Source organism: Bifidobacterium oedipodis (assembly GCF_012932425.1).
Taxonomy (GTDB): Bacteria; Actinomycetota; Actinomycetes; order Actinomycetales; family Bifidobacteriaceae; genus Bifidobacterium; species Bifidobacterium oedipodis.
On sequence record NZ_JAAIII010000001.1, the window covers coordinates 243684 to 263925 of the forward strand.

The following is a 20242-nucleotide window of genomic DNA, read 5'->3' on the forward strand; positions in this document are numbered from 1 at the left end:
TGGGCAATATGGCTGGTTGCGTGACTTATCGCAAAGCCGTTGGAATCATGCGGATTGAAACGTGCCGGATGACGATATCGAATTTGCGCACAGGTCACATGGGCTATGGATGTGACCTGCAAGGCGAAAAATGTGATGTTTCCGACAAACTTATGACGGCTAAGGGGAGTGCTGCCTGACCTTGATGTTTCGGCTTGGTGACTCAGGGATGTCGCACAGGAGCGCGAATTGTCCCATATTCCGGCGCGACACGCCAGAGGAGAAGTAACGTACTTGTACCATTGAAGTCGGATAATCGGTGACATACAGCCGACCCACGAATTTCGGAGGAAGCATGTCCTTGAAAGACAGCCAGCTGACGACCCTCAAGGCCGCCGGCAAGGACTACGACTATTACAATATCGCCGATCTTGACGGCATCGACCATCTGCCTTACTCCCTCAAGGTGCTGGTTGAGAACCTGGTGCGCAATATCGATGGTGCGAATATCACCGATGCGCATGTCAAGGCGCTGCTTGACTGGGATCCTGCCGCACAGCCCAGCCATGAAATCCAGTTCACCCCCTCGCGCGTAGTGATGCAGGACTTCACCGGTGTGCCGTGTATCGTCGACCTGGCCACCATGCGTGACGCGGTCAAGGAGCTTGGCGGCGATCCTGAGGTGATCAATCCACAGGTGCAGTCCGACATGGTCATCGACCACTCCGTGCAGATCGATAAGTACGGTATCGCCGACGCACTCCAGCAGAATATGGACATCGAATACCAGCGCAACGGCGAACGCTACCAGTTCCTGCGCTGGGGTCAGCAGGCCTTCCGCAACTTCCGTGTGGTGCCGCCGGGAACCGGCATCATCCACCAGGTCAACATCGAATACCTGGCCAAGGTCGTTATGACCAAGGCCGAGGAACAGGGAAAGACTTTGGCTTACCTTGATTCCTGCGTGGGCACCGATTCCCATACCACCACCGTCAACGGCTTGGGCGTGCTTGGTTGGGGCGTGGGTGGCATTGAAGCCGAAGCAGCCATGCTCGGCCAGCCGATTTCCATGCTTGTGCCGCGCGTGGTCGGCTTCAAGCTCACCGGCACCATCCCCGAGGGCGTCACCGCCACCGACGTGGTGCTCACCATCACCGACATGCTGCGCCAGCATGGTGTGGTCGGCAAGTTCGTGGAATTCTATGGTGAAGGCATCGCTTCCGTGCCGCTGGCCAACCGTGCCACCATCGGCAACATGGGTCCTGAATTCGGTTCCACCTGCGGTATCTTCCCGATCGACGACGTAACCCTTGACTATCTGCGCCTGACCGGTCGCTCCGAGGAACAGATCGCGCTTGTCGAGGCATACGCCAAGGCCAACAAGCTGTGGGGCGACACTACGGCGGCCGATTATGTGGAACCGCAGTACTCCGAATATCTGGAACTTGATCTGAGTGACGTGGTGCCGTCCATTGCCGGCCCGAAGCGCCCGCAGGATCGCATCGTACTCGCCGAATCCAAGCAGAAGTTCGAAGAGACGGTGCCCGCCTACGAAACCGAGAACACTGTCAAGGAGCCGGTGGCCGTCTCCACTGACTTCCGCGGGGAGTTCGATATCGAGAACGGCGACGTGGCCATCGCGTCCATCACCTCGTGCACCAACACCTCCAACCCGTCGGTGATGATCGCCGCCGGTCTGATCGCCCGCAACGCGCACGCTCGCGGCCTCAAGCCGAAGCCGTGGGTGAAGACCTCGCTTGCTCCTGGCTCCCAGGTCGTGGCCGACTACCTGAAGAAGGCCAACCTGCAGGATGACCTCGATGCACTCGGCTACCAGCTCGTCGGCTTTGGCTGCGCCACCTGCATCGGTAACTCCGGCCCGCTGCTGCCTGAAATCTCCAAGGCCATCAACGAAAACGATCTGACCGTCACCGCGGTGCTCTCCGGCAACCGTAACTTCGAGGGCCGCATCAGCCCGGACGTCAAGATGAACTATCTGGCCTCCCCGCCGCTTGTGATCGCCTATGCTCTGGCCGGCACCATGGACTTCGACTTCGAAACCCAGCCGCTGGGCCAGGACAAGGACGGCAACGACGTGTTCCTTAAGGACATCTGGCCCTCCAACGAGGAGATCGCCCAGACTGTCGAGAACACCGTCTCGCGCGAAATGTTCGTGGAAGACTATGCTTCCGTGTTCGACGGCGATGCGCGTTGGAAGGGCCTTGACGTGCCCGAAGGCGAACTGTTCGCTTGGGACGAGAGCTCCACCTACGTGCGCAAGCAGACCTTCTTTGACGGCATGAGCGCGAAGCCCGAACCTGTGAACGACATTCACGGCGCACGCGTGCTCGCCCTGCTCGGCGACTCCGTCACCACCGATCATATTTCGCCTGCCGGCGCATTCAAGGCCTCAAGCCCTGCTGGCAAGTATCTGACCGATCGTGGCGTGGAGCCGAAGAACTTCAACTCCTATGGTTCTCGCCGTGGCAACCATGAAATCATGGTGCGTGGTACCTTCGGCAACATTCGCCTGAAGAACCAGCTGCTAGCTTCCGTGGGCGAGGAAGTGACGCCCGGCGGCTTCACCTATGATTTCCTCGCCAAGAAGCCTACGACCATCTACGAAGCCTCCCGCGACTACATCGCCAACGATGTGCCGCTGGTGGTGCTCGCCGGTAAGGAATACGGCACCGGCTCCTCGCGCGACTGGGCTGCCAAGGGCACGGTGATGCTTGGTGTCAAGGCTGTGATCACTGAAAGCTTCGAGCGCATCCACCGCTCCAACCTGATTGGTATGGGCGTGCTGCCGTTGCAGTTCCCCGAAGGCGAATCCTATGAGTCCTTGGGTCTCAACGGCACCGAGACCTACGATATCGCCGGTGTCGAAGAACTTAACAACGGCGTGACTCCCAAGACGGTTCATGTCACCGCCACCCGTGAAGACGGCTCCACGGTCGAATTCGATGCGGTTGTGCGCATCGATACGCCTGGTGAAGCCGACTACTACCGCAATGGCGGTATTCTGCAGTACGTGCTGCGCAACCTCATGCACCAGTAACCGACGTCGTTCGGCATTGGAAGCGCAACGGCATGGGCCGCGGTTCTTCAGGGAGCCGCGGCCCATGCCGTTGTTGTTGTAGCGATGGTAGATGCGGTAGATAATGCAAGTAATGGGGTGGATAGTGCAATCTTTGACTATTGCGGCGGGGGATTGTACTAGGTAGAGTTAATGAGTCGACAAATGTAAAACGATTGACGTTCAAACAGCAAAGGAGCGTACAGCCAGTCATGACCACGCAATCGACCCCCGAATACGCCAACCAGCGCGAACGCATGCTTGCAGGCGAACTCTATGTCGCCAACGATCCGCAACTGCAGGAGCTGAATATGCGCAAGCGTCGTTTGGTGCATGCCATCAACAACTCCGCCTATGATGCGTTTGATGAGCGCAAGGCCTTGTTCACGGAATTGTTTGGTGCATTCGGCGAAGGCGGATTCATCGAACCGCCGTTCAACTGCGACTACGGCTGCAACATCACCGTAGGCAAGAACTTTTACGCCAACATGGACTGCATCTTCCTCGACGTGGCTCCAATCACCATCGGCGACCGCGTGTTCTTTGGTCCGCGCGTCAACCTGCTCACCCCTTACCATCCGATCGACGCGGATGTGCGCTCATCGGGCCCCGAAGGCGCGCTGCCCATCACCATCGGCGACGATGTGTGGTTTGGTGGCAATGTGACCGTCTGCCCGGGCGTCACCATCGGCAGCGATGTGGTGATCGGTGCTGGTTCGGTGGTCGTCAAGGACATCCCTTCACACAGTGTTGCCGTGGGCAACCCCTGCCGCGTCGTACGCGAGATCGGCGACACGGATCGCGAGTATTGGGAGCGCAAGGCCGCTGAATACCATGCGTGGAAGGATGCCGTCACCCATGCGGGCAAGTCGGAGGACTAATTCCCTAAGAGCTTGTTGACGACTGCGGCAGGCGTTGCGCTGGAATGTGACGTGACGTTGTCGAGCATGTACGGCATGTTGTTTATCGCCACAGGAATCCGAGGATGTATGCCAGTGCGGCCAGCGCCAACGCGATGGATTTGAGGACTTCCCTCCATCGCGTTGGTTCCTCGAAGGTCTGCGTTTGTGGCTGTAGGGAGAGTTCAAGTTCTGGCGCATGCTCCGCCAGTTGTTGGATTTGCTGTTCGTGTGCTTTGATCGCCCGATGTGCGTTGCGCAGGTCGGCGAGCTCCTTGTCCTTCATTGCCTGATGCGTGGTGGGGATCGCGTTGTTGAGGAATCCGAGGAACGGCGCGAGAATCAGCGCGAACTGTCCGACCATCGCCAGCCCATGCTTGCCCATCTGCACCAGCATCAGGGTTGCGCCGACACACCCAAGAATGAATTCGATGCTGGGTAGAACGAGCATGGCCAGCACGGTCCAAAAGCCGCGCATCAGCTCCGTCCACAGGATCACGATGGAGATCAGGGTGATGATCACCGTCGAGGAGAAGGTGCAGAAGTTCAACACTGCCGTGCGGTCGCCGTTCTCGCGAAATCCTTCGAACAATACGAATACGATACCCGCCACGGTGACGACGACCTGCGACGCCACCAGCCACCTGCATACCGTATCGCCCAGTTCGCGCCGGCCACGCGTGCGTTCCCTATGATGTCCCATGCGCCTTATCATATGACGTGGCGCTGAGCGACGAATAGACGAATAAATAAGTGGAGTATATGTCGTATCATCGTCACCGGAATTCATTTACGTTAATGGGGGCGTTATGACGATTACTGTTATACCGATTGAGCCGAGATGGTTCAAAGAAAAAGCCGAAGTGCAATCCATTACATGGCGTCAGACTTATGAGGGGACGTTGCCCCAAGATATTATTGAAGCCATCACGCCGGAATTCGCTTTGCAGCTCACTCGCCGCCATGCTCAGGGCGATCCGGGGCAGGCGGTGACATTGGTGGCTTTGGAAACCGATGAGATAAGCGGCGATGAGCACGTCATTGGTTTTGCCGAAGTACTGCGGCATCCGCGTGAGCCCATGAATCATCCCGAAGCCGTCGAACTCGCCTCGCTCTACGTGTTGGCCGACCATCATCGCCACGGTGCCGGCCGCGCGCTGGTTGAAGCTGCGGGCAACACATTCAACAATCCGAAACTGGCATTATGGGTGTTCGACGGTAATGCCAATGCCATAGCGTTCTACCAGCATATGGGATTCCATTTCACCGGAGCTACTCAGGTTGAAGACGACGGCAGAAACGCTGAATCCGAAATGGTGAATTACTAGCTTGTTTCAAGGCATCGCGCCATTAAGACTGCTATACTTGTATAGCAATATGGAGGTGTGCGATGGCGACGATGCAAATGAATGTGCGATTGGATGCGGAATTAAAGCAACGCGGCGACAAGGTGCTGTCCGAAAAGGGCATCAGTCCGAGCGCCGCGGTGCGTTCATTATGGGAATACTTGGATCGCAATCGTGACCTTCCCGAGTTCATGACACGATCTGAAACGAACAGAGCGGAACGCAAGCGGCTTATCGCATGTGCAGCGGGTCGCGCAACTCGTGAGCTGCTTGACGCGAATATCATCGATAATGCTTCGTTTGGAGTGGATTATCTCTCCAATGAGACGCTTCAAAATTTGATGTACGACGAAAGGGCGGATGAGTATATTCGTCATCAAGGGGCCGAGGAGTGATGCATCATGTCTGATCTGCCTCGTCGCAATCGCAGAATTCGTGTCATGGTGGATACCAATGTGGCGTTGAATTACGCTTTGGGTAACGAAGTGGTTGTTGACGAAATTCGATGTTTCCTGAACACATGCGCGGATAAAGATATTGATGTATTGTTGACGGCCACGTCACTAAAAGACATGTTCTACATCATGCCGCGTGCGTACCGTCGCAAATTATCGCCCAACAGTATGAATTTGCCACAACATGAGCTGGATGCGCTGATTCGTGATGTTTCTTGGCATGCTATTCGTGATGCGATGGCGTTATATGGGATTGTGGGTGTTGATCAGGATGTTTGCGAGAGCGCTGTAGAACTGAGAAGACATCACCCTGATTTTGAAGACAACTTGGTGATGTCCGCAGCGGATTCAATGTCTGCTAAATATGTCGTTACATATGACGGGCAGCTGATTAAACATTTTCCTGGAATCTGTATGACGCCAAAGCATGTCCTTGCTTGGCTAGGATGATCATATACAGCGGAACGCTTGACAATTGTCGTGGAATTGGCAAGGTTAAGCAGTAGTGATGTGGGTGGGCCCGGTCGCTGTTTGTTCAGCGACCGGGCCCACCCACATCACATTGGTTTGGATATTACAGTTGCGAAGCGGCGGAGGCGACGAAACGTTCCATATCGTCGATGTCCACCACGGTGTCGAAACGCACGTCAGCGTTCTCCAAGCCGCGCAGTGCGGCCGGGGCGGTTGTGCCGGTTTCGCGAGCAAGCACATCCATGCACTCGAAGTCGGTGCCGGTCGCATCGAAGCCGAGTGATTCATTGACCACGCGCGGGAACTTATAGGGGCTGGCGGTGGACAGCAGCACACGCGGGGTAAGCGGGTCGCGTGGCATCTGTTCCAGCAGATAGTAGCCGCAGGCGGTATGTGGGTCGATCACATAGTGGTTCTTGTCCCAGCAATGCTTGATCGATTCGCGCACCTGATCCTCATCGGCCCAGCCGGTGCCGAAAATCTGGCGAATGCGAGCCAGCAGCGTGTCCGGAACCTCGTAGGCACCCCACTGGTTGAGATCATTCATCAGCATGGCAATCAGACGAGTGTCACCATCGGAGAGGTAGTAGAGCATACGCTCAAGATTCGAGGAAATAAGAATATCCATCGAAGGGCTGATGGTCTGGAAGAACGGGCGCTGACGGTTGTAGGTGCCGGTGGTCAGGAAGTCGAACAGCACATTGTTCTTGTCGGAGGCGACGACCAGATGCTTGACGGGCAGGCCCAGCAGCTTGGCGTAGTAGCCAGCGAGAATATCGCCGAAGTTACCGGTCGGTACCACGAACTCCACTTCGTCGCCCACATTGATGGTCTGGGCCTCCAGCAGCTGCGCGTAGGCGGAGAAGTAGTAGACAACCTGCGGCACCAGACGACCCACGTTAATCGAGTTGGCGGAGGAGAGCACCACATGCGCATCAGAGGCAAGCTGGTCGGCCAATGCCTTGTCGCCGAAAATGCGCTTGACCGCGGACTGTGCGTCATCAAAGTTGCCCTTGACGGCGGCTACGTTCACATTGGCGCCCAGCTGCGTGGTCATCTGCAGCTCCTGCACCTGGCTCACCTTGCCTTCGGGGTAGAAGACGGTGATTGCGGTGCCCGGCGCATCAGCGAAACCGGCCAGTGCGGCCTTGCCGGTGTCGCCGGAGGTGGCGGTCAGAATCATGATCTTCTCATCCGGGTCGCCGTCGGCCGGGGTGGTGTGGGCCATGAAACGGGGAAGAATTTGCAGAGCCACATCCTTGAATGCGGAGGTTGGGCCATTGAACAGTTCGAGAATGTAATCATCGCCCAACGGCTTCAATGGGGTGATGCGTTCGTCCGACCACTGCGAACCGTAGGCGTCGGCGATGCACTGTGCCAGCTCGGCTTCGGTGAAGTCCGGCAGCAGTGCGCCCAGCACTTCGGCAGCGATCTGCTGATAGGTCTTGCCGGGTAGCGAGGCGATATCCACCTTGGTTTCTCCCAGCGAATCGGAAACGAACAGGCCACCGTCATCGGCGATGCCCTTTCGGATCGCCTGCTTGGCGGTCAGCGAATCGGTGGTGCTACGAGTGGAATGGAACGTGGTCGTCACGGCGAATCCTTTGAGCTTTGCGGGGTAAGAAACGCTACAAGTCTACCGTGGGCCGTGGGCAGAGTAGGGGCATGGCCCGAATGGTGAGGCGGCGCGCTGCATGCCGTGTTTCAGACGGTTGCCCACAAGCAGGCAAGGTTTGGTTTATTCTTAAGGGTTATGGCAGATGAATTGAATCGTGAGGTGTTCGACGCGGTATGCGCCCAGGCCGACGCCGCCGCACGGGCTCAGCAACGCTTGGCCCAGTCGCATACGCAGGCCAAGAACGAGCTATTGATGGCCATCGCCGATGCGCTCATTGAGCATGCGGCGGATATCGAAGCCGCCAACGCACTTGACATGCGTGCCGCTGAAGACGACGGCATGGATGCAGGCAAACTTGATCGACTGCTTTTCGATAGCCCACGCGTGCTTGCTGCGGCCCAGGGCGTGCGCCATGTGGCCACGCTGCCTGACCCGGTCGGCCAGATTGTGCGCGGCTACAAGTTGGAAAACGGTCTGCGACTCACCCAGACCCGAGTGCCGATGGGTGTGATCGGCATGATTTACGAGGCTCGTCCGAACGTCACCGTCGATGTGGCCAGTCTGTGCCTCAAATCCGGTAACGCTGCGCTGCTGCGTGGCGGGCATGCCGCCGAAAACACTAATGCAGCCACCTTGGATGTTATCGCTTCAGTTTTGCAGTCCCACGGATTCGACCCTGCTTTGGTGCAATCTGTCGACCGCCATGGGCGTGCGGGTGCAACCGCCATGATGGAGGCGCGCGGACATATCGATGTGCTGGTGCCACGCGGCGGCGCAGGTCTGATTCAGGCCGTTGTACGCAACTCCAAAGTGCCGGTGATTGAAACCGGTGCCGGCAACGTACATATCTACGTCGATAAATCCGGTGACTTCACCAAAGCCATCCCGATTATTCTTAACGCCAAAACCCAGCGCGTCGGCGTATGCAACGCCGCCGAAAAACTGCTGGTGCATCAGGATATTGCCGAGCAGTTCCTGCCGTTGGCCGCCGACGCGCTATTCGCCGCCGGCGTGGAACTGCATGCCGATGAACAAAGCTATCGCATCATTGCGGGCTCGCCGGCTGGTGCAGACGCAGGTGTGACCGGCGAGTTGCTTAAGCACGCCACCGATGAGGATTGGGATACTGAATACCTCGCCCTGACCATGGGCGTCAAAGTGGTTGCCAGCCTTGACGAGGCCATCCGCCACATCAACCAGCACTCCACCGGACACACGGAATCCATCATTGCTGAGGATTATGAGGCCATCGAGGATTTCACCCAGCGCATTGATTCGGCGGTGGTAATGGCCAATGCCTCCACTCGTTTTACCGATGGGGGAGTATTCGGTTTTGGCGCGGAACTGGGCATTTCCACGCAGAAAATGCATGCGCGCGGGCCTATGGGCCTGACGGAAATGACCACCACCAAATGGATCGGCTACGGAACAGGGCAGGTGCGAGCATGAGCGATAACGCAACGAATACATCCGCTTCGGCTTTGCGAGCGGCGGCGTTGCGCCCCGATCTTGATTTGAACGATATGCGGCTGGGATTGAAAATCGCAGCCGAACGGTTGAGCATCGTACGCTATGTGTTCCTCGTGCAGATTGAGGATGGTATCGCTTCCGCAGCCCAGCGTGCATCGCTTGAATATGCGGATGCCGTGCTGATTGGTTGGCCCGAAACCGATTCGCCCGAGGTTGTGGATCTGGATGAGGCGCAGCTCAAAGTCGTTCGCGAGCACATGATGCTGATGGAAGGCTATATCGCCAAATTCAGCCATATGGAGCATGACGGCGACCTTGATGGCATGACCGACACGCTGATTCGCATCACCGAACGCGTGGCGGAGATTCGTCAGCTCTATCAGCCGGGCTTCCCGCTGCCCACCTTCGCCGAAATCCGCCGCGTGGTGCAGGACGAATGGGATGAAGATATGGACAAAATCGATCCCAAAGATGCCAGCCCCACTGCCGATGAACTCGAGAAAGAAACCGAGGACGTCGATCGTGACGCCGGCGAACAGGGACGTTAACGATGGATGAGCGAGAACCGACCGAAATCATCGCTGTGACACAAGGCGAATCAACGCGACGCATGTCCGATTTATCACAGCAAGGCGGCACGCAGCGTCGCGGGCATCTTTCCGCCCGTGGCAACTGGCATACCCGCCTGCGAATCGGCATCATGGGCGGCACCTTCGATCCGATTCATAACGGCCACCTTGTCGCTGCCTCCGAAGTGGCGTGGGTATATGACCTTGACGAGGTGATATTCGTGCCCACCGGTCGGCCGGTGTTCAAACTCGACAAGCATGTCACCAACGCCGAAGACCGTTATCTGATGACCGTGATCGCCACGGCATCCAACCCGAAATTTACTGTTTCCCGCGTGGATATCGACCGTCCAGGCGTGACCTACACCATCGACACGCTGCGCGACATTCGCCGCCAGCATCCGGACGCCGAACTGTTCTTCATCACCGGTGCGGACGCCGTGGCCGAAATCATGCAGTGGAAGGACGCCGAGCGCATGTGGGAGCTCGCCCACTTCGTGGCCGTCACACGCCCCGGATACTCGTCGCCGGACGGGGTGACCTTGCCCGAAGGCAAGGTGGACACCTTGGAAATTCCTGCCCTGGCCATCTCATCAACCGACGTACGTCGCCGTGCCGAACACGACGAACCAGTGTGGTACCTCGTGCCCGATGGCGTGGTGCAGTACATCGGCAAACACGGACTGTACCATCGCGAATAAGCCGATCGCCGGGCAGCAGGACGGCCCGGCTAATTTCCCGCCAGTCTCCTCCATGTGCGCTGGCGGGAAGAATCATTGTGCAAGACCCATACGGAATTTCAGGGTTATAACACGTTCGGCGGCTCGGGTCGCCTTGTCCGCGAACGCCGGATCGGCGGCTGCGCGAGCGTTCAAACCGTCCAGAATAGGTGCGATGTAATCCGACTGCCCAATGCACGCCAGATCACCGCCCGCCTCGATCAGTTTCACTCCTAATTGGGTGGTATCGTAGCCGCTGACGGCCGCCGCTGACAGCGAATCCGAAGTGATGACGCCCTCATAGTTCAGATCGCCGCGAATATGCCCATCGATGATGGTGGAGGAGAACACCGCAGGATTATTCGGGTCGATGGCCTGATACGTAGCCAAGGCCATCATCACCATGGCCGGATCGGAGTCGCTGATCACCCGGTCAAATGCGCCGGCTTCGGGACCGCTGAGCACGGTGGTCGTATCAAGAATGCCGTCGGCAGTGAAATCGGTGTTACCGGTTACCGCACCCAGACCTGGATAATGTTTGATCGCGCTCTGCACCCCAGCTTGGCGCATCCCCTCCACGAATGCGATGGCATGCTCAGCATTACCGGACGCATCCAAACCAAAATCACGGTTGAGCGCGCCAATGGGCGCATTCGACCAGCGATCCGTCGTCACCGTGCCCGCCACCGGTGCCAAATCGACATTGATACCAGCCTGCGCAAGCTGCTCGCCCCATGTCTTCGCCGAATCGCACAGCTGGTCGGCGCTCATCGCACCCTGGGCTGTGGCGGAGGGCATCGTATCGAACCCCGGGCCGGTCAGATGCTGTACCAAGCCACCCTCCTGATCGGTGGTGACTAAAAGACGGTTGCCTGCAGGCGCATACGATTGCAATTGGTCGACCGCCGTTCGCACTTGAGCGGTGCCACCGGTCCAATTGCCGATAATCAGCACCGACCCTGCATACCGGTCGGCGATAACGGATTGCAAAGAGGCCGGATCCGTACCGGCAAATAGGGGCACCATCACCAGTTGGCCAATGCGCTCCTCCAAACTCATAGCCGCCACAGCCCGGCGCGCCTTGGCTTCATCTGACATATCCGGCGCGGGCGCGGCGGAACGGATCAGTGCGTCTGGTGCATTACCCGTCTGAGTGTCGGGGGCGGAGGATAGTGAATTTCCCGGCGCTGTGGCATCATGCCTCAGCCATGATCTGAAGCCTGCGGACGTCCAACCATAGGCGAAAACGCACGTCAGTACGATAGCCAGTACGCACGCCACCGAAACAATCACTAATCCGAGACGCTTGGACTTACGCGTTGTGGAAACGGATGGAGCCATATGCTGTGAACGTTGCTTCCTCATGATGTCGATTATGACAGAGTTCTTGTGCTCCGGGCGTAAGCGAACTCCCAGCCTTTCGATAGGCTATTGCCATGTCTTTTTTTGATCCTTTTTCGATGATGTTCGGCTCCGACGACGATAATTCGAGCGCCCGCCGCCCCAACACCAATCGTGCCAACGGCGACGACCCGATTATCCTCAACGTCGAGGCAGACGGGGACGGCCCATCCGGTGCACGCACCAGCGGCCCTGCCGGCGGCTTTGGTGGCGCTCGTCCGCCGCGAGGTCCAGCCAACCCACGCCTGACCCGCAGGCCGGCTTCTCAGCCGGGTGCCAGCCGTGGTAGCAAAATCCTGATCGGCGTGGTGTTGGCCTTGGCCGTCATTGTCGGCCTGTTCTTCGGCTTGTCCCGCTTCATCACCGACCTGATGTGGTACGGCCAGCTTGGCTTCGCCTCCGTGGTCTGGACCCAGCTTGGCGTGAAAATCGGCCTGTGGATCGCCTACGCGCTGCTCGTGGCCCTGACCGGCTTCATCTCCGCATGGCTGGCAATTCGCGCCCGCCCCGATTCGGCCGACGGTTCGACCATTCGCATTAACGGTGACGTGATCGAAGTGGGCAAATCCGTCAGTTCCAAAACCGCGCGCCGTGTGGCCGTGGTCATTTCCCTGATCGTCGGTGTGATGTTCGGTGCCCAATTCAATGCGAATTGGAGCGAAATCCTGCTCATGTTCAACGCACAGAGCTTCGGCACCACCGATCCGCAATTCGGATTGGACAACGGGTTCTACGTATTCGTGCTGCCCGGCCTGAAACTGGTGCTTACCGCCGTTTCCATCCTGCTTGGAGTCGGTCTGGTATTCTGTGCCGTCACCCATGTGCTGATGGGCGGCATTCGCATCACCATGCCGGTGAACGGGCGTGGTCTGTTCTCCATCACCAAGCGTTGCCGCCGTCAGGTCGCCATCTGGCTGATGCTCAATATGTTCGCTTTGGCCGCCCATCAGGTGGTCGGCGTATTCGACCATCTGACCGCGCAGGGTTCGCGTATCACCGGCGCGCAGTACACCGCCGTGCACGCCACCATTCCGGTCACCTTCATCATGGCCGCGATCATTGCCATCCTCGGCGTGGTGTTGGGCATTTGGCTGATGCGCTCGCATGCGCTTGAAGGTCAGGCCACCATCGGTGTGCGTGCCTCCGCCGCGCTCAAGGCATGGCGTGTGCCGGTGGTTTCCATCGCGGCCACCGTGGTCATCGCCCTGGTGCTTACCGTCGCTTGGCCGGTGCTGCTGCAGCGATTCCGCGTCAACCCGAACGCACAGGAGATGGAATCCACTTACATCCAGCGCAATATCGACGCCACCCGTGCCGCCTATGGGCTCGATAACTTGAAGACGGAGCAGTACGAGGCCACTACCAAGGGCGAGCAGGGTGCGCTCGCCGAAGAGGCGGACACCACCGCACAGATTCGTCTGCTTGACCCGCAGGTCGTCTCTCCGACGTTCAAGCAGCTGCAGCAGTCCAAGCAGTACTACACCTTCGCCGATACGCTCGCCGTGGACAAGTACGAGGTCGATGGCGTCTCCCAAGACACCGTCATCGCCGCTCGTGAGCTGGATCTTGACGGCAACGACAACCGTTCGTGGATCAACGATCACACCGTGTACACCCACGGTTACGGCGTTGTGGCCGCCTACGGCAACAAGGTCACCGCCGACGGACAGCCGATGTTCTTCGAATCTGGCATCCCCACCCAGGGCAAGCTCACCGACAGCGAACATTATGAGCCGCGCATCTACTTCTCGCCGAACCTTAACGATTCCGGCGACTATGCGATTGTCGGCGCTCCCGAGGGGACCAAGGGCTGGGAGTTCGATTATCCGACCGGTTCCGAAGGTGCCCTGACCACCTTCACCGGTGACGGCGGCCCGTCCGTGGGCAATATGGTCAGCCGCATCCTGTATGCGATCCGATTCGGATCCGACCAGATCCTCTTCTCCGATCGCGTCAACAGCGACTCGCAGATTCTTTACAACCGTTCGCCCAAGGAACGCGTCGCCGCCGTGGCACCATACCTCACGCTTGACGGTCGCGTCTACCCGGCTGTGGTGGATGGCCGCGTCAAGTGGATCGTGGACGGCTACACCACTTCCGACGCCTACCCGTATTCGCAGATGACCGATCTGGGAACCGCCACCCAGGACTCCACCACCGTCACCTCCGACACGGTGACATCCCTGGGCCAGCAGCAGGCCAACTATATTCGTAATTCGGTTAAGGCCACGGTTGATGCTTACGATGGCTCCGTGGATTTGTACGTATGGGATGACAGCGATCCTGTGATCAAGGCATGGCAGCAGATCTTCCCCGGCCAGTACCACTCGCTTTCCGATATCTCCGGTGACCTGATGAGCCACTTGCGGTATCCGGAAGGCCTGTTCAAGGTGCAGCGCGAACTGCTGTCCAAGTATCATGTGACCTCCGCCAACCAGTACTATTCGGGCGAGGATTTCTGGCAGACGCCGGTTGACCCCACCGAATCGCAGGCGCAGCAGGACCAGGACATTCTCCAGCCGCCCTATTATCTGACGCTGCAGACCGGCGGAACCGCCGAACCCGTGTTCTCGCTGACCTCCACCTATATTCCCGCTGGCGCCTCGACCCGCGAAATCCTCACGGGATTCCTGTCGGTCGACTCCGACGCTGGAAACGAAACCGGCAAAATCGGAGCAAACTACGGAACGATCCGATTGCAGGAGTTGCCTAAGGATTCCAACGTGCCCGGCCCTGGACAGGCGCAGAACAACTTCAACGCCAATGCTGATGTGTCCAAGGAACTGAACCTGCTGCAATCCGGCGACACCCAGGTGGTGCGCGGCAATCTGCTGACGCTGCCGCTTGGTGGCGGCTTGGTTTACGTGCAGCCGGTGTATGTGAAGTCCTCGGGTGCCACCTCGTTCCCGCTGCTGAAGAAAACGCTGGTGGCCTTCGGCGATCAGGTCGGTTTCGCGGATACGCTGGATGAGGCGCTCGACCAAGTCTTCGGTGGTGATTCCGGCGCGGCTGCAGGTGATGCCGACAACGTCGAGAGTGCAACCGGCGACTCGTCCAACAACACCGGCACCACCGATAGCCAGACAACAACCGGTGGCGCAACGGATGGCGAAACCAGCAACGGCGACAAGTCCGATGCCTCCAACGGCAATTCCAATGGTTCGAGCGGTAACACCGACCTCCAGCAGGCGCTTAAGGATGCGAACCAGGCCTATGAGGATGGTCGCAAGGCTTTGCAGGACGGCGATTGGGCTGCCTATGGCAAGGCTCAGGACGCTCTGAAGGAGGCCTTGAACAAGGCCGTCGAGCTTGGAGAATAATGGCTGTCCGTTACCGTATTCGCGAAGCCGATCCGACTTCCGCGCTCGACATCCAGGCGATCACCGACATCTACAATGCGTCGGTGATCGCCGGCGGATCGAGCGCCGACACCACACCACGCACCTTCGAGCAGCGTCGCGCATGGATCGAAGCACACCAGTCGCCCTACGCGGTGTTTGTGGTCGAAGCCGAATCGACTGACGAACCATCCGATCGTCGCATCATCGCATTCGGCGCCCTCTCCGTGTTCTATGCCCGCGCCGGATACGACAGGGTCACTGACCTTGCCTATTACATTGCTCCCGAATGGCAGCGCAAAGGCGTCGGCACCTTCCTGTTGGGCGGATTGCTTGACGAGTGCCGCAAACGCCATATGCGCAAGGCATGCGGCATTATTTTCGCCGACAATGCCGGCTCCATCGCGCTGATGCACAGGTTCGGCTTCACCCAGTTCGGCCTCATGCCCGATGCCGCCACCGATTCGACCGGCACCATGCGTGATATGAGCTACTGGTACCTCGATTTGTAAAACTTCTACGATGTTGAGGTTCTGCGAAACCATATATTTGGCCCGCAACGGCAACAGCCTTGCGGGCCAAACCATAGTTCGTTCACCTTGCCAACACTCCTCATAAGGATGCCCGGTGAGGAGACCCTCGGCTGAGCCACCTTGGATGTGTGCGCGGTTGATGGTTGCGGGTAGAATCAACCCGTTTGTATGAGTATGAGAGGATTGCTATGGCATCGGATTTCTGGCTGATCGCGGGATTGGGCAACCCGGGCAAAAAATACGAGGATACGCGCCACAATATGGGCTTTATGACAGCCGATGTGTTGGCCGAACGCTGGAGCGTGCATTTCGCCGATCACAAGGGCTTGGCCATGTTGGGCAAAGGCGCAATGAACCTTGAAGGGCGCACGGTCAAGTTCTTCCTCGCCAAACCGCTGACCTATATGAACGACTCAGGCAATGCGGTTGCCTCGATCAGCGCCTACTACCAAATCGAACCGGACCACATCATCGTGATCCACGACGACATGGATTTGGACTTCGGACGCATCAAAGTCAAGGCCGGTGGCTCCGCAGGCGGCCACAACGGCATCAAATCCATCGACCGTTCGCTGGGCACGCCGAAATACGCTCGCGTGCGCATGGGCGTGGGGCATTCCCGCCGTGGTGCGAACGCGCATGACAATACCATCAACTGGGTGCTCGGTGGTTTCGGCCCTGATCAGCGCAAACAGCTGCCGGAATTCCTCGCCGATGGTGCCGATGCGGCCGAAGACATCATTTTCCATGGCCTGAACAAAACGCAGGAAAAGTTCAATGGCCGCTGAACGCACCGCTGCCAACGGCGGCACCACGCATGGACTGTTGGCTGGCATACTGGCCGAATTACACAAGGATTCTGCGTTCCGCTCTTTGGTGACCGGTAGCATCGAGCCGCCCGAATCCGATGTGGATCCGAGCATCACCGTAGGTGCCCCCGACGGATTGCGTCCGGCCATTGCTGCCGCTATAGCGCAAGGGGATTCGGATCATGGCGCGGCACCCAAACCGGTGGTACTGGTTGTGGCCTCGGGCCGCGAAGCCGAGGAAACCGTGGCTTCACTGCGCTCTTGGTATGACGGCGACCCGAACGATATCGCCCAGCTGGAAGCGTGGGAGACCCTGCCGCACGAGCGTTTGAGCCCACGAGCCGACACGGTGGCCAGCCGTATGGCCACCTTCCGCCGCCTGAAGCATCCGGATACGAATAATCCGATGTTCGGGCCGATTCGCATCCTGGTGATGCCGGTTCGCTCGCTGATTCAACCCGTGGTCGAAGGATTGGGCGATGTGGAACCGCTGGTGTTCACCACCGGTGAGGATCTGCCGTTGGATGAAGCCGCACGTCGCCTGACCGAAAACGCCTATACGCGCGTGGACCTGGTGATGGATCGTGGCGAATTCGCCGTGCGTGGCGGCATTCTTGATGTGTTCCCGCCCACTGCGCCGCACCCTGTGCGCATTGAATTCTTCGGCGATGAAATCGAGGCCATCCACCAATTCCACGCCTCCGACCAGCGCACTTACGGCGAGGAATTGAACACCATCTGGGCCACCGCATGCCGTGAGCTGCAATTAACCGATGCTGTGCGTGCTCGCGCCAAAACCCTGATTGGTTCGATTCCCAACGCCGAAGACATGCTCGAATCCATCGCCAACGCTATTCCGGTCGAAGGCATGGAATCCCTGATGCCGGCGCTTGTCGACCGTCTGGAACCGGTGCCGTCATTGCTGCCCAAGGGTGCCGTGATACTGCTGAGCGACCCGGAAAAGCTGCGCCGCTCCGCCGAGGATCTGGCCAAAACCGCCAACGAGTTCTTGGCTGCCAGCTGGCATGTGGCGGCCTCCGGACATGGTGCCGGTGCACCCATCAGCTTCGACGAAGCCAGCTTCCTCGACTATGAAGAGACCATCAGCTCGCTCGCCTTCAGCGAACATGAGGTTATCAAGCTCACCAGCTTCGGTGTGGACACCAGCCTGGCAGGCCATGTCATGCTCGATGCCGGCGCGCCGGCCGAATTCCGCGGTGATGAAAGCAAAGCCAGCCAAGGCATCGAAGGATTAATCGATGCAGGCTACCAGGTGACCATTACCGCTGCGGCGGCGGGCACCTTGGCACGACTGAAGCGTGCGATCAACACCACCGGCATCACCACTTTCGACGTCATCCGCTCCAACGCCATCGATGGTTTCGTGGATCACGCCGCCAAAATCGCGTTGCTGACAGAACGCGATCTGACCGGTCGCTCCACCGCGGCGGGCGTGGCGAAAACACCGAAGCGCAGGCGTAAAGCCATCGACCTGATGGAACTGAAAACCGGCGACTATGTGGTGCATGAACAACATGGCATCGGTCGTTTCGTCGAAATGCGCCAGCGCACCATCGGTGTTGGGGCAAATAAAACCACCCGCGAATACTTGGTCATCGAATACGCGCCATCCAAGCGTGGCGCTCCCGCGGATAAGCTGTTCATCCCCACCGATCAGCTCGATCAGGTCAGCAAATACATCGGTGCCGAAGCCCCCAAGCTCAACAAGCTCGGCGGCTCCGACTGGGCGGCCACCAAGGCCAAAGCCAGAAAACACGTGCGCGAAATCGCCGACGATCTGGTCAAACTGTATTCGGCGCGCCAGGCAGCCAAAGGTTTCGCCTTCAGCCCCGACACCCCATGGCAGAAGGAGTTGGAAGACGCGTTTCCTTACCAGGAGACGGCCGACCAGTTGACCACCATTGACGAAGTGAAGGCCGATATGGAAAAGCCGATCCCGATGGATCGGCTGATCTGCGGCGACGTGGGCTTCGGCAAAACCGAAATCGCCGTGCGCGCCGCTTTCAAGGCCGTACAGGACGGCAAGCAGGTGGCCGTGCTCGTGCCCACCACATTGCTGGTGCAGCAGCATTACGAAACGTTCTCGGAACGTTTCGAAGGATTCCCGGTGAATGTGGCGGCCATGAGCCGATTCCAAACCACCAAGCAGGTCAACGAAACCATCGACGGCATCCAAGAGGGCACGGTGGATGTGGTGATCGGCACACACAAACTCCTGAACCCGAAGATCAAGTTCAAGGATCTGGGCCTGGTCATCATCGATGAGGAACAGCGTTTCGGCGTGGAGCATAAGGAGACGCTCAAAGCGCTCAAAACCAACGTCGATGTGCTCTCCCTATCCGCCACGCCTATCCCCAGAACCCTGGAAATGGCGGTTACCGGCATCCGTGAGATGTCCACGCTGGCCACGCCTCCCGAGGATCGTCTGCCGGTGCTCACCTATGTGGGTGCCTACGAGGATGCGCAGGTCACCGCTGCCGTGCGTCGCGAGTTGTTGCGCGGCGGACAGGTGTTCTACGTGCACAACCGCGTGGAAGACATCGCGCACGTCGCCGAGAAAATCCACACGCTTGTGCCCGAATCGCATGTCGGCATCGCGCACGGCAAGATGGGGGAGAAGCAGCTCGACCAGATCATCCGTGACTTCTGGCATCGTGACATCGATGTGCTGGTATGCACCACGATCATCGAAACTGGCCTGGATATTTCCAATGCGAACACGCTGATCGTGGATCATGCCGACCGTTTTGGCCTCTCGCAGCTGCACCAGTTGCGCGGTCGTGTGGGTCGTGGCCGTGAACGCGCCTACGCCTACTTCCTGTACGATCCTGCCAAGCCGATGACCGAGCAGTCGCATGATCGCCTGGCCACCATCGCGCAGAACACGGCGTTGGGCTCCGGCTTCGACGTGGCCATGAAGGATTTGGAACTGCGCGGCACCGGCAATTTGCTCGGTGACGAACAGTCCGGCCATATCGAAGGCGTGGGTTTCGACCTGTATGTGCGCATGGTTTCCGAAGCCGTCGAAGCATACAAGGAGCCCGAGCAGGCCGTCGAACCGGTGGCGGTGAGCATCGACCTGCCGATTGAAGCGTCGATTCCGGTCGATTACATAGACTCCGACAAGCTGCGCCTCGAAGCCTACCGCAAGTTGGCTGCCGCACGAGACGAGCATGATCTGCAGGATCTGCGGGAGGAACTGACCGACCGTTACGGCAAGCCGCCGGTCGAATTCGAAACCCTGTTCGACGTCGCCCGCCTCAAGTTCAAGGCGCGCAAACTTGGCATTTCGGAAATCCTCGCCCAATCGAATCGTGTGCGCGTGGGCCGCATCGACCCGCCCGAAAGCGTGCAGATGCGCATGTCCCGCATTTACAAGGGCTGCCAGTACCGGCCGGTTACTCACCAACTGCTGGTACCCGCCCCCTTCAACGGCTCACTGGGTCAACCCGCCATGACCTCCGACCAAATCGTCCTGTGGGCCAACCAGCTTCTGGACGACCTGGCATGGAATCCGAGCGCAAAGCGCTGAATCGAA

The 20242-nt window shown here is 58.6% G+C and carries 15 protein-coding genes; 12 read left to right on the forward strand and 3 right to left on the reverse strand.

From position 1 onward, the window contains the following. Positions 1–334 precede the first annotated feature (334 nt). Positions 335–3037 (forward strand): aconitate hydratase AcnA, encoded by a 2703-nt coding sequence (gene acnA, locus G1C95_RS01020; RefSeq protein ID WP_169171081.1) that lies wholly within the window; start codon positions 335–337, stop codon positions 3035–3037. A 230-nt stretch (positions 3038–3267) separates the two neighbouring features. Next, the gene (locus G1C95_RS01025) at positions 3268–3936 is read left to right on the forward strand and encodes a sugar O-acetyltransferase (protein WP_169171082.1); all 669 of its coding nucleotides are present in this window, start codon (positions 3268–3270) and stop codon (positions 3934–3936) included. An 82-nt stretch (positions 3937–4018) separates the two neighbouring features. Here the strand turns inward: G1C95_RS01025 and G1C95_RS01030 are convergent, their stop codons facing one another. Then, the gene (locus G1C95_RS01030; RefSeq protein WP_169171083.1) at positions 4019–4657 is read right to left on the reverse strand and encodes a hypothetical protein; all 639 of its coding nucleotides are present in this window, start codon (positions 4655–4657) and stop codon (positions 4019–4021) included. 106 nt (positions 4658–4763) lie between these two features. Between G1C95_RS01030 and G1C95_RS01035 the strand changes: the two genes are divergently transcribed. The 3 genes from G1C95_RS01035 (at position 4764) to G1C95_RS01045 (ending at position 6205) form a co-directional block, all read left to right on the forward strand. Further along, on the forward strand, positions 4764–5282 hold the full coding sequence (locus G1C95_RS01035; RefSeq protein WP_169171084.1) for a GNAT family N-acetyltransferase: 519 nt from the start codon (positions 4764–4766) through the stop codon (positions 5280–5282). A 62-nt stretch (positions 5283–5344) separates the two neighbouring features. Further along, entirely contained in the window at positions 5345–5695 is a 351-nt protein-coding gene (locus G1C95_RS01040) for a type II toxin-antitoxin system RelB/DinJ family antitoxin (protein WP_169171085.1), read from the forward strand. 6 nt (positions 5696–5701) lie between these two features. Continuing rightward, entirely contained in the window at positions 5702–6205 is a 504-nt protein-coding gene (locus G1C95_RS01045) for a type II toxin-antitoxin system VapC family toxin (RefSeq protein ID WP_169171086.1), read from the forward strand. A 124-nt stretch (positions 6206–6329) separates the two neighbouring features. Here the strand turns inward: G1C95_RS01045 and thrC are convergent, their stop codons facing one another. Continuing rightward, a complete protein-coding gene (gene thrC / locus G1C95_RS01050) occupies positions 6330–7820 on the reverse strand; it encodes a threonine synthase (RefSeq protein WP_169171087.1) in 1491 nt (496 codons plus the stop codon). Between the two features lie 159 nt (positions 7821–7979). Here thrC and G1C95_RS01055 point away from each other — a divergent pair, with 159 nt between their 5' ends. The 3 genes from G1C95_RS01055 to nadD are packed head-to-tail and all read left to right on the forward strand — an operon-like array spanning position 7980 to position 10584. Beyond that, positions 7980–9293 carry a glutamate-5-semialdehyde dehydrogenase gene (locus tag G1C95_RS01055; protein ID WP_169171088.1) on the forward strand — a complete coding sequence of 438 codons (1314 nt, stop codon included), beginning with the start codon at positions 7980–7982 and terminating at the stop codon, positions 9291–9293. After that, a complete protein-coding gene (locus G1C95_RS01060) occupies positions 9290–9862 on the forward strand; it encodes a phosphoribosylglycinamide synthetase (protein WP_169171089.1) in 573 nt (190 codons plus the stop codon). The genes G1C95_RS01055 and G1C95_RS01060 overlap by 4 nt, the downstream gene beginning before the upstream one ends. Before the next feature lie 2 nt (positions 9863–9864). Then, positions 9865–10584, forward strand: coding sequence for a nicotinate-nucleotide adenylyltransferase (gene nadD / locus G1C95_RS01065; RefSeq protein ID WP_169171090.1), 720 nt, complete (start codon positions 9865–9867; stop codon positions 10582–10584). A gap of 72 nt (positions 10585–10656) precedes the next feature. Here the strand turns inward: nadD and G1C95_RS01070 are convergent, their stop codons facing one another. After that, positions 10657–11943, reverse strand: a complete 1287-nt coding sequence (locus G1C95_RS01070; RefSeq protein ID WP_169171091.1) for a glycoside hydrolase family 3 protein — start codon at positions 11941–11943, stop codon at positions 10657–10659. Between the two features lie 95 nt (positions 11944–12038). On the opposite strand from G1C95_RS01070, the gene G1C95_RS01075 reads away from it, so the two are divergent. The 4 genes from G1C95_RS01075 to mfd all read left to right on the forward strand — a co-directional run bounded on the left by G1C95_RS01075 (position 12039) and on the right by mfd (position 20236). Continuing rightward, positions 12039–15323 carry a UPF0182 family membrane protein gene (locus tag G1C95_RS01075; RefSeq protein ID WP_169171092.1) on the forward strand — a complete coding sequence of 1095 codons (3285 nt, stop codon included), beginning with the start codon at positions 12039–12041 and terminating at the stop codon, positions 15321–15323. After that, a complete protein-coding gene (locus tag G1C95_RS01080) occupies positions 15323–15853 on the forward strand; it encodes a GNAT family N-acetyltransferase (RefSeq protein ID WP_169171093.1) in 531 nt (176 codons plus the stop codon). Before G1C95_RS01075 ends, G1C95_RS01080 begins: the two co-directional genes overlap by 1 nt. Positions 15854–16062: 209 nt before the next feature. Further along, complete coding sequence (gene pth / locus G1C95_RS01085) at positions 16063–16662, forward strand: aminoacyl-tRNA hydrolase (RefSeq protein WP_169171094.1); 600 nt, start codon at positions 16063–16065, stop codon at positions 16660–16662. After that, positions 16652–20236, forward strand: coding sequence for a transcription-repair coupling factor (gene mfd, locus G1C95_RS01090; protein WP_169171095.1), 3585 nt, complete (start codon positions 16652–16654; stop codon positions 20234–20236). Before pth ends, mfd begins: the two co-directional genes overlap by 11 nt. Positions 20237–20242 lie beyond the last annotated feature (6 nt).

Excerpts from the sequence above, each read along its gene's own strand:
- acnA (WP_169171081.1), top strand. The coding sequence starts at position 335 with ATGTCCTTGAAAGACAGCCAGCTGACGACCCTCAAGGCCGCCGGCAAG.
- G1C95_RS01025 (WP_169171082.1), top strand. The coding sequence starts at position 3,268 with ATGACCACGCAATCGACCCCCGAATACGCCAACCAGCGCGAACGCATG.
- G1C95_RS01030 (WP_169171083.1), bottom strand. The coding sequence starts at position 4,657 with ATGGGACATCATAGGGAACGCACGCGTGGCCGGCGCGAACTGGGCGAT.
- G1C95_RS01035 (WP_169171084.1), top strand. The coding sequence starts at position 4,764 with ATGACGATTACTGTTATACCGATTGAGCCGAGATGGTTCAAAGAAAAA.
- G1C95_RS01040 (WP_169171085.1), top strand. The coding sequence starts at position 5,345 with ATGGCGACGATGCAAATGAATGTGCGATTGGATGCGGAATTAAAGCAA.
- G1C95_RS01045 (WP_169171086.1), top strand. The coding sequence starts at position 5,702 with ATGTCTGATCTGCCTCGTCGCAATCGCAGAATTCGTGTCATGGTGGAT.
- G1C95_RS01055 (WP_169171088.1), top strand. The coding sequence starts at position 7,980 with ATGGCAGATGAATTGAATCGTGAGGTGTTCGACGCGGTATGCGCCCAG.
- G1C95_RS01060 (WP_169171089.1), top strand. The coding sequence starts at position 9,290 with ATGAGCGATAACGCAACGAATACATCCGCTTCGGCTTTGCGAGCGGCG.
- nadD (WP_169171090.1), top strand. The coding sequence starts at position 9,865 with ATGGATGAGCGAGAACCGACCGAAATCATCGCTGTGACACAAGGCGAA.
- G1C95_RS01070 (WP_169171091.1), bottom strand. The coding sequence starts at position 11,943 with ATGGCTCCATCCGTTTCCACAACGCGTAAGTCCAAGCGTCTCGGATTA.
- G1C95_RS01075 (WP_169171092.1), top strand. The coding sequence starts at position 12,039 with ATGTCTTTTTTTGATCCTTTTTCGATGATGTTCGGCTCCGACGACGAT.
- G1C95_RS01080 (WP_169171093.1), top strand. The coding sequence starts at position 15,323 with ATGGCTGTCCGTTACCGTATTCGCGAAGCCGATCCGACTTCCGCGCTC.
- pth (WP_169171094.1), top strand. The coding sequence starts at position 16,063 with ATGGCATCGGATTTCTGGCTGATCGCGGGATTGGGCAACCCGGGCAAA.
- mfd (WP_169171095.1), top strand. The coding sequence starts at position 16,652 with ATGGCCGCTGAACGCACCGCTGCCAACGGCGGCACCACGCATGGACTG.